The organism is Cytobacillus sp. IB215316 (assembly GCF_033963865.1).
Lineage (GTDB): Bacteria > Bacillota > Bacilli > Bacillales > SM2101 > Nanhaiella > Nanhaiella sioensis.
Genome location: NZ_JAXBMC010000003.1, coordinates 85,572 through 99,729 on the forward strand (window position 1 = coordinate 85,572; position 14,158 = coordinate 99,729).

Here is a 14,158-nt window from a genome sequence, read left to right on the forward strand (position 1 = left end):
ATATATTTAAGCTTTCTATTTTAAGGAGGAAATTATCATGACTGTAAAAGTTGGTATTAATGGATTTGGCCGTATTGGTCGTATCGTATTTCGTGCTGCATTAAAAAACCCTAATATTGAAGTAGTTGCTGTTAATGATTTAACAGATGCAAATATGCTTGCTCATCTTTTAAAATATGACTCAGTTCATGGAAAATTAGATGTTGATGTAACTGTTAATGGTAACAATTTAGTAGTTGACGGTAAGGAAATCCTTGTAAAAGCAGAACGTGATCCAGCACAACTTGGTTGGGGAGATCTTGGAGTTGATGTTGTAGTTGAGTCAACTGGACGTTTCACTAAGCGCGTTGATGCTGCTAAACATATTGAAGCTGGTGCTAAAAAAGTTATTATTTCTGCTCCTGCATCAGATGAAGATATTACAATTGTTATGGGTGTAAACGAAGATCAATATGATGCTTCAAACCATCACGTAGTTTCAAATGCATCTTGTACTACAAACTGTTTAGCACCATTTGCTAAAGTATTAAATGATAACTTTGGTATCCGTCGTGGTATGATGACGACTGTTCACTCATATACAAATGACCAACAAATCTTAGATTTACCACATAAAGATTACAGACGTGCTCGTGCAGCTGCTGAAAATATTATTCCAACGACTACTGGTGCTGCAAAAGCTGTGTCATTAGTATTACCTGAATTAAAAGGAAAATTAAATGGTATGGCTATGCGCGTACCAACTCCAAACGTTTCTTTAGTTGACTTAGTTGCTGAGGTTGACAAAGAAGTTACTGCTGAAGAAATTAATGCAGCTTTCAAACAAGCTTCTGAAGGCGACCTAAAAGGAATCTTAAACTACAGTGAAGAGCCATTAGTATCTGGCGATTACAACGGTGACCCTGCTTCATCTACAATTGATTCACTTTCAACAATGGTTATGGAAGGAAATCTTGTGAAAGTTGTATCTTGGTATGACAATGAAAGTGGATATTCTCATCGTGTTGTTGATTTAATTGACTACATGGTTTCAAAAGGCTTGTAAGATAACATAAATACATTGCAATAGGGGAGAGGGGAAGTATTCCCCCTCCCTTTACTTAAGAAAAGAGAATTTGATATAAATACTTCGCTTATCATGATTTAGTAATGATTATGAAGAATCATCAGAAATGGAGGCCTTTTGCAAATGAACAAAAAGACTGTAAAAGATGTTGATGTAAAAGGAAAGCGAGTTTTTTGTCGTGTCGATTTTAATGTGCCTATGAAAGATGGAGTTGTCACTGATGACACTCGTATTCGTGCAGCACTTCCAACAATTCAATATTTGATGGAGCAAGGCGCAAAAGTAATTTTAGCAAGTCATCTTGGACGTCCTAAAGGAAACGTTGTTGAAGAACTACGCTTAACTGCGGTTGCAGAACGTTTAAGTGAGCATCTTGGGAAACAAGTAGTTAAGACGAATGTTGCATACGGTGAAGAAGTAAACAATGCAATTGCTAGTTTATCAGAAGGTGATGTACTTTTACTTGAAAACGTTCGTTTCTATCCAGGGGAAGAAAAAAATGATCCTGAATTAGCAAAAGCTTTCGCAGAGCTTGCTGACATATATGTAAATGATGCTTTTGGTGCTGCACATCGCGCGCATGCAACAACAGCTGGTATTGCAGAACATTTACCTGCAGTATCAGGATTTTTAATGGAAAAAGAGCTTGAAGTGCTAGGCAAAGCTTTATCTAATCCTGAGCGCCCATTTACAGCAGTTATTGGAGGAGCAAAAGTAAAAGATAAAATTGGTGTAATTGATAACCTTCTTGATAATGTTGATAATCTCATTATCGGTGGGGGATTAGCGTACACATTTATCAAAGCATTAGGACATGATGTTGGTAAATCATTATTAGAAGAAGATAAAATCGATCTTGCAAAGTCATTTATTGATAAGGCAAAAGCAAAAGGTGTGAACTTTTATATGCCTGTTGATACGGTTGTTGCAGACGATTTTTCAAATGAGGCTAACATAAAACATGTAAGTATCGACAACATTCCGAGTGATTGGGAAGGTTTAGATATTGGTCCAAAAACAAGAGAAACATACCGAGATGTGATTGCAAAATCTAAGCTTGTTATTTGGAATGGACCGATGGGTGTTTTTGAAATGGACTCTTTTGCAAATGGAACTAAAGCAGTTGCAGAAGCACTTGCGGATGCAAATGATACGTATTCTGTTATCGGTGGCGGAGATTCAGCTGCAGCAGTCGAGAAATTTGATTTAGCTGATAAGATGAGTCATATTTCTACAGGCGGTGGAGCTTCACTTGAATTTATGGAAGGTAAGGCTTTACCAGGTGTTGTAGCATTACAAGATAAATAATTAACGAGGTTGTTCAAAATGTAAGAGATAAATGAGGGACGAATTACTGAGTTGTCCATCCTTTTTGAACACGACCTTATAGTAATTTCCCAATAAATGCTTGTTCAAGAACGATTGAAACTTTTTGAACATCCTCTAGAATGAAAGGAATGTTGTACGATGCGTAAACCAATCATCGCTGGGAACTGGAAAATGAATAAAGTACTTTCAGAAGCAGTAAGCTTTGTTGATGAAGTGAAAGGGCTTGTGCCTGCTCCTAGCAAAGTTGACTCAGTCGTTTGTGCTCCAGCATTATTCTTAGAAAAGTTAGTGGCAAGTACTACAAGTACTGATTTGAAAATCGGTGCACAAAATATGCACTTCGAAAACAGTGGTGCTTTTACTGGAGAAATTAGCCCAGTTGCACTTGAAGATTTGCGAGTAAGCTATGTAATTATTGGACATTCTGAACGTAGAGAGATGTTTGCTGAAACTGACGAAACTGTAAACAAAAAAACAAAAGCAGCTTTTGATCATCAACTTACTCCTATTGTTTGCTGTGGTGAAACATTAGAGCAACGTGAAGCTGGTCAAACGAATGACCTTGTAGCTGATCAAGTGAGAAAAGCGTTGGATGGTTTAACATCTGAACAAGCAAAACAAACTGTTATAGCATATGAACCAATTTGGGCAATCGGTACTGGTAAGTCATCTACATCAGCAGATGCCAATGCAGTTTGTGAACATATTCGTTCAGTTATCGCTGAGCAATTTTCTCAAGAGGTGGCAGATGAAACACGTATTCAATACGGTGGAAGTGTAAAGCCTGAGAACATTAACGAGTATATGGCACAACCTCATATTGACGGTGCGCTCGTCGGTGGAGCAAGCCTAGAGCCAAAGTCTTTCCTGCAGCTCTTGGGGGCAGCAAATCATGAGTAAAAAACCAGTAGCACTTATTATTTTAGATGGCTTTGCATTTCGTGATGAAACGAAAGGGAATGCTGTAGCCCATGCAAAGAAGCCTAATTTTGATCGGTATTGGAGTAGCTATCCTCATGCAACATTAACAGCAAGTGGGGAAGCAGTAGGACTTCCAGAGGGTCAAATGGGTAACTCAGAAGTTGGACATTTAAATATTGGTGCTGGTCGAATTGTTTACCAAAGCTTAACACGTGTCAACGTAGCCATTCGCGAAGGTGAATTTGAGAGTAACGATACTTTCTTAAATGCGATGGATCATGCGAAGAAAAAAGGTTCAAACCTCCATATTTTTGGCTTATTATCTGATGGGGGTGTTCATAGCCATATACAACATTTGTACGCGTTGTTAAAACTAGCTGCAAATGAAGGTGTAGAAAAGGTTTATGTTCATGGTTTCCTAGATGGTCGCGATGTTGGTCCACAAACAGCGAAAACCTACATTCATAGTCTTAATGAAAAAATTGCTGAGATTGGTGTAGGAGAAATTGCTACAATTTCTGGACGTTATTATTCTATGGACAGGGACAAACGATGGGACCGTGTAGAAAAATCTTATCGCTCCATGGTTTATGGCGAGGGACCGACGTATCAAAGTGCGATTGAATGTGTAGACGATTCTTATGCGAACGGCATTTATGATGAATTCGTGTTACCTTCAGTTATTGTCAAAGATGATGGCTCACCAGTAGCAACCATCCAAGATGATGATGCGGTGATCTTCTATAATTTCAGGCCAGACAGAGCAATACAAATTTCAAATACTTTCACGAATGAAGATTTTCGTTCGTTTGACAGAGGACCAAAGCATCCGAAAAACTTACATTTTGTTTGTCTAACACATTTTAGTGAAACGGTAAAAGGATACGTAGCCTTTAAACCAGTAAATTTAGACAACACAATTGGTGAAGTCCTATCACAAAATGGCTTAAAGCAATTAAGGATTGCAGAAACTGAAAAGTATCCGCATGTCACCTTCTTTATGAGCGGTGGTCGTGAAGAAGAATTCCCTGGTGAAGAACGGATTTTAATTGATTCACCTAAGGTAGCAACGTATGATTTAAAGCCAGAAATGAGTGCATATGAAGTGACTGATGCGTTGTTAAAGGAAATTGACGCAGATAAGCACGATGCAATTATTCTAAACTATGCCAATCCTGATATGGTTGGGCATTCCGGAATGCTAGAACCAACCATTAAGGCGATAGAAGTAGTGGATGAATGTTTAGGAAAAATAGTTGATGCAATTGAAGCCAAGGGCGGAACAGCTATTATTACCGCTGACCATGGAAATTCAGATGAAGTGGTAACTTTAGAAGGAAAGCCAATGACTGCACATACGACAAACCCGGTTCCAGTAATCGTAACAAAAAACGGAATTGAGTTAAGAGATAGCGGTAAATTAGGTGATTTAGCACCTACAATGCTACAATTATTAAATGTAAAGCAACCAAGTGAAATGACTGGAAAATCATTAATTAACGAATAAGGAGAGATAATTATGTCAATCATTGTAGACGTTTATGGTCGTGAAGTATTAGATTCTCGTGGAAACCCAACAGTTGAAGTAGAAGTATATACTGAATCTGGTGCATTTGGACGTGCATTAGTACCAAGTGGTGCATCAACTGGAGAATATGAAGCTGTGGAATTACGTGATGGTGATAAAGATCGTTATTTAGGTAAAGGAGTTATCCAAGCAGTAAATAATGTAAATGAAATCATCGCTCCAAAAATGGTAGGCTTTGACGTGACTGATCAAGTAGCAATTGACAAAGCGTTAATGGCATTAGATGGGACAGAAAACAAAGGTAATTTAGGTGCAAATGCAATTTTAGGTGTATCAATGGCAGTTGCACGTGCTGCGGCTGATTTCTTAGAGATTCCACTATACCAATATTTAGGTGGATTTAACGCGAAAACATTACCTGTTCCTATGATGAATATCGTAAACGGTGGAGAGCATGCAGATAATAATGTAGATATTCAAGAATTCATGGTTATGCCTGTAGGTGCACAAAACTTCAAGGAAGCACTTCGTATGGGTGCAGAAATATTCCATAGTTTAAAATCTGTTCTTAAAGCAAAAGGCTATAATACAGCTGTAGGTGATGAAGGTGGATTTGCACCAAACTTAAGCTCAAATGAAGAAGCGTTGCAAACAATTATTGAAGCTATTGAAAAAGCAGGCTATAAACCAGGCGAACAAATTATGTTAGCAATGGATGTAGCTTCATCTGAGTTATACAACAAAGATGATGGCAAATACCATTTAGAAGGTGAAGGCGTTGTGAAAACGTCTGAAGAAATGGTTTCATTCTATGAGGAGCTTGTTGAAAAGTATCCTATCATCTCAATTGAAGATGGATTAGATGAAAATGACTGGGAAGGTCATAAGCTACTAACAGAACGTATCGGACACAAAGTTCAATTAGTAGGTGACGATTTATTTGTAACAAATACGAAAAAGCTTGAAGAAGGAATTGAAAAAGGAATTAGTAATTCAATCCTTATTAAAGTGAACCAAATTGGTACATTAACTGAAACATTTGATGCAATTGAAATGGCAAAACGTGCGGGCTATACGGCTGTAATTTCTCACCGTTCAGGTGAAACTGAAGATAGCACGATTGCTGATATCGCTGTTGCAACAAATGCAGGACAAATCAAAACTGGTGCTCCATCACGTACAGATCGTGTTGCGAAGTATAATCAATTGTTACGCATCGAAGATCAATTACAAGAAACAGCACGCTTTGATGGTTTAGCATCATTCTATAACTTAAAGAAATAACATTATTGAAGACCTCACGTAATGTGAGGTCTTTTTAAAAGGATTATTATTATCTTTCTGTAACTCTTAATTAGACTATTCGTGATATGGTTGGTTAGACAAATACTACAACTTTTTCCTTCTATACCCATAGCTTTGTATTTTGAATCACGGCTTATTGCGTAAAGGAGTCAACAGAGATATACTTCTGCTCTAAATATTCTTCTATTCCAAAGTACCCGCCTTCTCTACCTAATCCACTTTCTTTATAACCGCCAAAAGGAGCTTGCGCAGCTGATGGGAGTCCGTCATTTACACCTATTACTCCATACTCTAAATTGTTCATGAAAAATGTAGCTTCATCTAAACTAGTTGTGAATACATATGCAGCAAGACCATATTGACTGCTATTTGCCCTGTTCACTACTTCCTCAATCGTTTTAAAAGAGGTAATAGGGGCTAACGGTCCAAACGTTTCGTCCTGCATACAGACCATATCATCTGTCACATTTCCAACGACAGTAGGCTGAAAATAATGACCTTTTTCTTCCGAGATCTTTTTCCCGCCTGTTAAAATAGACGCACCTTTCGCTACAGCATCTTCAATATGATACATAACTTTTGCTATAGCATTCTCATTAATGAGAGGCCCTATATCAATGTTATTTTTCAACCCATTTCCCAAGGTTAAACGTGAAGTACGTTCTACTAATCTAGCTGTAAAGTTTTCTATCACATCTTCATGAATGTAGAAACGGTTAGATGCAACACACGCTTGACCTGCATTGCGGAATTTAGATTGAATGGCTCCTTCAACAGCTCTATCGATGTCTGCCTGTGCTGTGACAATGAATGGTGCATGTCCCCCTAGTTCGAGAGATAATTTTTTTACAGAATCAGCTGCTTCTTTCATTAGAAGTTTTCCTACAGGTGTTGATCCAGTAAAACTTAATTTTCTAACCCGCTTATCTCGTAACCAAGCATCGCCAATTTGTTTAGCATTACCTGTTACGATATTTATTACGCCTCTAGGGAAATTAGCTTTTTCTGCTAATTGTATTAACTTTAAAGCGGTAAAAGGCGTTTCTTCTGAGGGCTTTACAACGACGGTACATCCAGCTGCTAATGCTGGGGCAAGTTTCCTAGTAATCATTGCAGCAGGGAAATTCCAAGGTGTAATAGCAGCAACTACTCCTACTGGCTCTTTTTTTACTATAATATGTTTATTAGTTGTAGAGGCTGGAATCGTATTACCATAATTTCGTTTCGCTTCCTCTGCATACCATAACACATACTCATTTGCATATTCGATCTCTGCTAAAGCTTCCTTTAATGGTTTTCCTTGCTCAATCGTTATGATCCGAGCTAGTTCATCTTGATTCTCTTTAATTAATTGATACCATTGATAAAGAAGTTGACTTCTATACCTTGCAGTCTTTTTCGACCATAAAGCAAAGGCTTTTGATGCTGCTTCAATAGCTAGAACTGCTTCTGTATGCCCGCCATTTGAAACTTCTCCTATTATTGCTTTCGTTGCCGGGTTTTTGATAGCAATTACATCTTCTGATGCTATCCACTGACCGTTTATAAAATTTTGCTTAATAAACATCTGTCTCACCCTTTTATTTGTTTATCTTAGTCTGTTATTAAGTGTGAAAGTATACTTAAATAAGTTTACCGTTCGAACAGACTTGCATTTTTCCGTAGTCAAATCTTCAGAAAAGAAAACAGCTGAAACACAAATTGAAATTCTTCATGTGCCAGCTGTCAATATAATTAATCTTTCTTTAATGCTTTTACAATTTCTTGAGCGATACTTTCCGATGATGCAGGGTCACGGCTCGTAATAATTTGATCATCTGCCCAGATCGATAATGCTGGCTGGTCTAATTTGCCGACATATGTGCCTACTTTAGCCAGCTCTTGCTCTACACTATATGGTAGAAATTCTATTACTTCCTTTGGTTCATAGGCATCTGGAAAAGCAGTAACCTTTTTCCCATCGATGATTGATTTACCGTCTTCTCTATAAGTGAAAGCTAACACAGAAGGTGCATGACACTCTGCTGCAACGATGCCTTTATTATCATAAATTTCATTTATTAAACGATGAGCATGTGGATCGTAGGAAACATCGAACATGGGTCCATGTCCTCCGACAAATAATATGACATCGTAATCTTTTCCTTGTAAGTCAGCTAAACGTAACGTATCCTTCCAACGCCCAAGCTTTTCAAACTCTCTTGATTTCCCGTCTGGGTCTGTTTCATCATTTAAAGAAAACTGATCAACCATTCCATCTCCGCCTTTTGGTGAAGCAATTGACACAGTATGACCTGCTGCTTCTAATACATTTAATGGAACATGAAATTCCTCAGACCAATAACCTGTTCGATATGATTTTACTGCTATTCCATTTGATATAACCATTAATATATTTGCCAATGTATATACCTCCTAATTATAATAATTATTGATGTAGTATTGTTCTTATTGGAAATTGTCTTCGTTACTTCTATAGGTTATCATCAATATATAAGATTATGTACTTCCATTATGTTAGATGGGAATAACAGAAAGTTATAAAGGTGAAATACATGAAAATTGAATGGTTAGAAGCATTTCAAATAACTGCAGAAACGAAAAGTTTGACTAAATCGAGTGAATTATTACACATGAGTCAACCTGCTTTAAGTAAACAAATAAGAAATCTTGAGATAGATTTAGGCGCTAGTTTATTTATTCGCTCTTCTACGGGTGTTCGATTAACTCAAGCTGGTGAAATATTATTAAAGAGCAGTAAAAATATCTTAAAGGAAGTCAATTCTGTACGTAAAGAAATTAATCTAAGTCAAGGAATTGGTGATATTACAATAGGATCTTGGCCGAGTATAGCAACGTCTTATCTTCCATATAAATTTGCTAAGCATAAGTTCAATGATCAATTCAGGGTAAAAATTTCTCATAGCTTTTTGGAATTATTATCGGGGCTAGAGAAGGGGTTAATAGACGTTGCATTATTTGATGATCGAGAAATCAAACATTCTTATTACTCTAAGTTTTTATTTTCAGAACGCTTTTTCTTATTTATAAATGCCAATCATCCGATTTATGCTAACCAAACCTCTATTTCCTTTCATGAAATAAAGGATGAATCATTTGTTGTACTTCCCCCTACATGCGATGCTAGAATGCTCGTTGACAAAGAATTTACGTCAAAGGGCTCTACTTTAAAGGTTGCCTCAGAAATTGAATTTGGTCAAAGTATATTAGGTTTTGTTGAAGCAAACCTTGGTATGTCCATTCTTCCAGAAATATTTATACAAAATAGTTCAGAGAATGTTAAAGCTATCGAAATTCAAGATTTTAATATATCACGTCATGTTTCTCTAATAGCAAATGACGAAGCCATCGGGAAAAAATTAGTTTCAATGCTAAGGTAACTCTACTTGAATACTATAAATGCCATAGTGCAACAGACATTGGGTGGCAGCGTAAGATCATTAAATATCTCCTCTTATAAATAAGTATAGGTACAGCTGGAATAACAAATAGTACAAATAATCTGTTACGGTAGTGCTTGAAATGCTGTCACTACCTGAAAAGGACTTGTTTGTAGTTTTAAGATATGCTAAATTATAATAAGTGAATAGTACGATTTTCTGGAGGTGTATCATATGTCCACATTATTTGTGACATTATTAGTGATAGATTGTCTAGCTCTCATTACGGTAGTTCTTTTACAATCAGGGAAAAGCGCAGGATTATCAGGTGCCATTTCTGGTGGAGCCGAGCAGCTTTTTGGAAAGCAAAAGGCAAGAGGATTAGATGCTGTTTTACAAAACTTAACGATTATTTTGTCTGTATTGTTTTTCGTGTTAACAATTGTATTAGCATATATGGGTCTTTAAGGGTTAACAAAGCTAAATAAAAAAAGCTTACAAGCAATATTATTATTTCATTAATGTACTATCATGCTCAGGGTTTTTCTCTAGGCGGTTCAGATAACCTGGTGAAATAAATACAAACGTATATTAAACGGTAACGTAAATTATCGTATATAAGACGACACAAAAAAACGCTTGAATATTAATTCAAGCGTTTTTCATTATGAGTATTGTCTTATTCAATTCAAACTGCCCCTAGAAAAGACGAACGATAGAGAGACGAGTAGTTTTACCAAATTATTCACCTTTGCGTTGGATCCTAGTAAATTTCAAATAAAAGGGTTCAATTCTATTGAAAAACCACTGAATCACCAACCCGTGAATGACTACTCCGACTATTGAATTAAAAGTTACACAAATATAACTTACAGTGTGATTTACCTGATATATATCACGTCCAAAAAACATCAATTGCCCTATCACAAAGTAAAAAGAATGCCAAAAAGATATAATATTGTTCTCTAGTTGCCATAATAGCAGTGCTTCTACAGAAAATATTATCAATAAGGCTAAGATAATAAGTAATTTTGATAAATTAGATATCCGTTGAACCAATGGCTGTACATAATATTTTGTAATGGTCTTAATCCTAAATAAATAAATGATTCTTACAAGGCGGGCCAATTGAAAAAATTGATCAAATGGAATAATTGCAACGATGAGTAAGGGGTTATTTTTTATGAATTCCCATTTGTTTTTCACAAAAATTAATCTACAAATGAAATCTAAGAAAAACACAACCCAAACTACCCAACTTATAATGGAATTAAAAGAATTTTCTATCCAAAAAGTAAGTATGATTAAAATTACTAAGCTTATCATAATTAACTCATATAAGATCTTCACAATACACTTACCCCTTTTATTCCTTTATCAGTCAAAAAACTGAATAACGACGAACAGTTTGTAATTAAAGAAATTTTTCAATATCTATCGTAACATCTTACAAGTTACCAGGTGGTGGAAATGTACGTTTCCAAACATTTATGATATAGAAAAGCAATATCTGCATAAAATAAGAAAGACCGCAAGTGTCTATAGAACTCACGGTCTTACACAATAGACGATTCCCTCAGAGCTGACCACTCTTAGAAAGCCCATTTTAGTGAATTAAAAAAAGTTGGGTTATATTGATCAGCACTCAGTTCTTCTTGTTTGCACAGGTTCTTTCTTTTTATTTTCTCAATTGTTCTTGTAATATGTCTATGAATCTCGCTATAAAAAAATGATTCTATGAATGGTCTTTTTCTCTCCTCTTCCTTTCGCGAAAAAAATCTACTATTTTCCTCTATACTGGTAGAATTATCTGTCCATAACCTCCAAAATATAATCGTAGATTTTTTGTGGTGACTTTATAACTATATCCTTATGTCCGAATCTATTATTAGTATCTACGCCTTAAATGTATTACATTTTACTAGCTAAGAGAGATTTTATCATTTTACGGTCAGAATACCCCACTTGAATCAAGACCGTGAGATCTGATAAGTGAAGGGGAGTATAACAACTTACTTTAAGTGGACTATGTCACTGTAGTTTTTCGATATTTAAAGACAATTTGAACTGTTAATATTGCACTTACTAACATAGCTATTATTAGTAAAATCCGTTCATGATAAGACAAATTAAAGACAAAGCTTAAACTAAACCAAAGAAGACAACTTAGAAGATTCGAACTGAATAATAACCCCCAAATAACTCCTTTAATTTTTATGTATAACGCACTACCTATTAGATATTTGATATATATAAAGCTAACTATACCTACTACTAATACAAAGATTAATGATTTTATAAATGGCAATACAATAGGCTCTTCCCAAGGCATATCAATCAGAATTATATTAGCGTAATATATCATATTGAACATAAAGATAAAAATTAGTATATACAAAAATAATACCCATTCACTAACATAAATCACTGGGAGTAAAATCTTTTTAATAGTTTTTCACCAACCTTATTACTCCATAGTCTTAAACATAATTTTGTTTGGTTAATTTAGAACAGCCCTTCACCATCCTCATAATTATTTTAACATAAAATTACAATTATACTTTATCCTTATTAAAGAAACATAGCGAATAGCAATCTATCACATAGTGTTTAGCAGAGTGGTAAAAAGTTATTATCATTTTTTTCTAGTTCTGTAAGCAACGATAAATAGTTGTTAATTAAGAAGAGAATTGTACATATAGTATTTAGAAGTATTGATATATTATTTATATAATAAATAGGAGAACTTATTGGAAGAGATAAGCTCATTTGATCATTGTCGAATGGCTTTAGATTATAATTGGGATTATTCCTCCATTCCTAATACTTATTTAATATAAGTAATTAAGAGTGTTACTTAATACTATTTACAGTTGTAAATAACAATTCTCTAGTCTGTTCCCCAGCTTTTTTCCATGAAAATTGTCTAGCCCATTTTTTAAATGATGTTGCTTCTTTATAATTATTAGCTTTAAATAGTGTCTCCTCTAGCGCACTAACGATAGAATCAACTTTATAGGGATCACAATAAACAGCTAGTTCACCGCCTACTTCACATAATGAAGATCCATTTGATGTCACGACTGGAGTACCACAAGCCATTGCTTCGATAACTGGAAATCCAAAACCTTCATATAATGAAGGATAAACAAAAGTTTCAGCATTTTTATAAAGGGTTGGGAGGTGTTCATCAGGAATGTAACCTGTAATAACGATGTCATTAAAATATTTACTGTGTCTTATATTAGTGAATAACTCACCATAAGGCCACAACCCTCCTCCAACTAACACTAATCCAATATTATCGTTATGAGCCTCTCTTAATTGTTCATAAGCATTTAAAATTCGTTGGAGATTCTTTCTAAATTCGAACGAACAGACTGATAAAATATATGGTTTATTTATATTGTACTTATTCAGTATAGCTTGGCTTTTAGATGTGCTTTCGACTTCTTGTTCTGACAAAAAAATATTATCTAGTCCTGGATATATAACAGTAATTCGTTCTTCCTCAACAGAAAATAACTCGATAATATCATGTTTAGTATGATTTGACACTGCAATGATATGTTCAACATGTTCCACTGTTTTACGAATAAATTCATCCATTAATTGATGAATTAGCGTATTTTTATAAAACTCCTCTAGCTTTAATGGAATTAAGTCATGAATTGTTAATACTGCTTTGAAATTTCGTTGTTCTGGAATTGGATAAAAAGGAGAAAATATTAAATCCAAATCAGATGAATTCCCTGCTAATTCTATGCTTTTATTGGCATACTCAAAATTATAGTTGGGTAAATCGATACTAATTCTATTTAAGTGATTTAAATGATCAGCAGGTCCACCTAGCAAATAAAACTGGTCCTCATAATCTTTTACTATTTCATTAATTACATTATGAGTATACCTTGCTACACCGGCTCTATGTTGACAATCTAACACCCTTGAGTCTAATCCTATTTTTAGCAATAGTTAATCACCCCTTTATCCTATTTAAAATCTCAACTCAACTTATTAAAAAAAATTCAAAAATCTAAAAGAGCTTGTTACGACCAGTGATTTTGTTCAAGTAAACTGGAATAATGATGAATCAGGTGAAGACACTACACCTATCTGATTAAAAAAATTAGAGGTGTATGGGGTTTATTCTCATATAAAACGAAGATAATTATGGGAAATTAAATTGATTAATAAAAATTTTTAAAAGAAGTCTGTTTAGTTAAATAATGAATATGAATAATTAACATAAATCAGAACCTAAACCATTTATCATTTCTAATACTATATATTGTCATAAATTCCCAAACGTGATAAGAATGTGGTTTATCTCAAATAAAGCTTGGGAGACAATATGTCGGTACCAACTTATAAAATCTAGAAGTCCTTTAAGGAGCCGAATATGTAAGGTTTCCTATACTACCGTATATGCTTAATATCTAGTTCTACAACAGCAATTGTCGCACATACACTATATTAAGTGTAAGATGTTGGACACTAACAAAGAGAGTCTTTTTTGAAGGAAAAGGCTTTTTTATGTGCCCAACAAATGCATAAAGGTTTCTTAACACGTGAAGTAGTAACGGGATAAAGTAGGAAACATTCATT

At 35.0% G+C, this 14,158-nt stretch carries 11 protein-coding genes; 7 read left to right on the plus strand and 4 right to left on the minus strand.

What is annotated here, in order from left to right; translation table 11 throughout:
• The first annotated feature begins 37 nt into the window (after positions 1-37).
• The 5 genes from gap to eno all read left to right on the plus strand — a co-directional run bounded on the left by gap (position 38) and on the right by eno (position 6,128).
• Positions 38-1,045 carry a type I glyceraldehyde-3-phosphate dehydrogenase gene (gap, locus tag SLH48_RS07480; protein WP_214483620.1) on the plus strand — a complete coding sequence of 336 codons (1,008 nt, stop codon included), beginning with the start codon at positions 38-40 and terminating at the stop codon, positions 1,043-1,045.
• A gap of 144 nt (positions 1,046-1,189) precedes the next feature.
• Positions 1,190-2,374 carry a phosphoglycerate kinase gene (locus tag SLH48_RS07485; RefSeq protein ID WP_320257643.1) on the plus strand — a complete coding sequence of 395 codons (1,185 nt, stop codon included), beginning with the start codon at positions 1,190-1,192 and terminating at the stop codon, positions 2,372-2,374.
• A 159-nt stretch (positions 2,375-2,533) separates the two neighbouring features.
• Positions 2,534-3,295: a triose-phosphate isomerase gene (gene tpiA, locus SLH48_RS07490; RefSeq protein ID WP_320257644.1), complete on the plus strand. Its 762-nt coding sequence runs from the start codon at positions 2,534-2,536 to the stop codon at positions 3,293-3,295.
• Positions 3,288-4,823, plus strand: a complete 1,536-nt coding sequence (gene gpmI, locus SLH48_RS07495) for a 2,3-bisphosphoglycerate-independent phosphoglycerate mutase (RefSeq protein WP_320257645.1) — start codon at positions 3,288-3,290, stop codon at positions 4,821-4,823. The genes tpiA and gpmI overlap by 8 nt, the downstream gene beginning before the upstream one ends.
• Positions 4,824-4,835: 12 nt before the next feature.
• Entirely contained in the window at positions 4,836-6,128 is a 1,293-nt protein-coding gene (gene eno, locus SLH48_RS07500; protein ID WP_320257646.1) for a phosphopyruvate hydratase, read from the plus strand.
• Positions 6,129-6,282: 154 nt separating this feature from the next.
• Here eno and SLH48_RS07505 read toward each other — a convergent pair whose 3' ends face one another.
• The gene (locus SLH48_RS07505; protein ID WP_320257647.1) at positions 6,283-7,716 is read right to left on the minus strand and encodes an NAD-dependent succinate-semialdehyde dehydrogenase; all 1,434 of its coding nucleotides are present in this window, start codon (positions 7,714-7,716) and stop codon (positions 6,283-6,285) included.
• 167 nt (positions 7,717-7,883) lie between these two features.
• Positions 7,884-8,552, minus strand: a complete 669-nt coding sequence (locus SLH48_RS07510; protein ID WP_214483626.1) for a type 1 glutamine amidotransferase domain-containing protein — start codon at positions 8,550-8,552, stop codon at positions 7,884-7,886.
• A 152-nt stretch (positions 8,553-8,704) separates the two neighbouring features.
• Here SLH48_RS07510 and SLH48_RS07515 point away from each other — a divergent pair, with 152 nt between their 5' ends.
• Positions 8,705-9,550, plus strand: coding sequence for a LysR family transcriptional regulator (locus SLH48_RS07515; protein WP_320257648.1), 846 nt, complete (start codon positions 8,705-8,707; stop codon positions 9,548-9,550).
• A 234-nt stretch (positions 9,551-9,784) separates the two neighbouring features.
• Positions 9,785-10,018, plus strand: a complete 234-nt coding sequence (secG, locus tag SLH48_RS07520; RefSeq protein WP_214483628.1) for a preprotein translocase subunit SecG — start codon at positions 9,785-9,787, stop codon at positions 10,016-10,018.
• 273 nt (positions 10,019-10,291) lie between these two features.
• On the opposite strand, the gene SLH48_RS07525 is transcribed toward secG, so the two are convergent.
• Positions 10,292-10,900: a transporter gene (locus SLH48_RS07525; protein ID WP_320257649.1), complete on the minus strand. Its 609-nt coding sequence runs from the start codon at positions 10,898-10,900 to the stop codon at positions 10,292-10,294.
• 1,503 nt (positions 10,901-12,403) lie between these two features.
• On the minus strand, positions 12,404-13,522 hold the full coding sequence (locus SLH48_RS07530; protein ID WP_320257650.1) for a glycosyltransferase family 1 protein: 1,119 nt from the start codon (positions 13,520-13,522) through the stop codon (positions 12,404-12,406).
• Positions 13,523-14,158 lie beyond the last annotated feature (636 nt).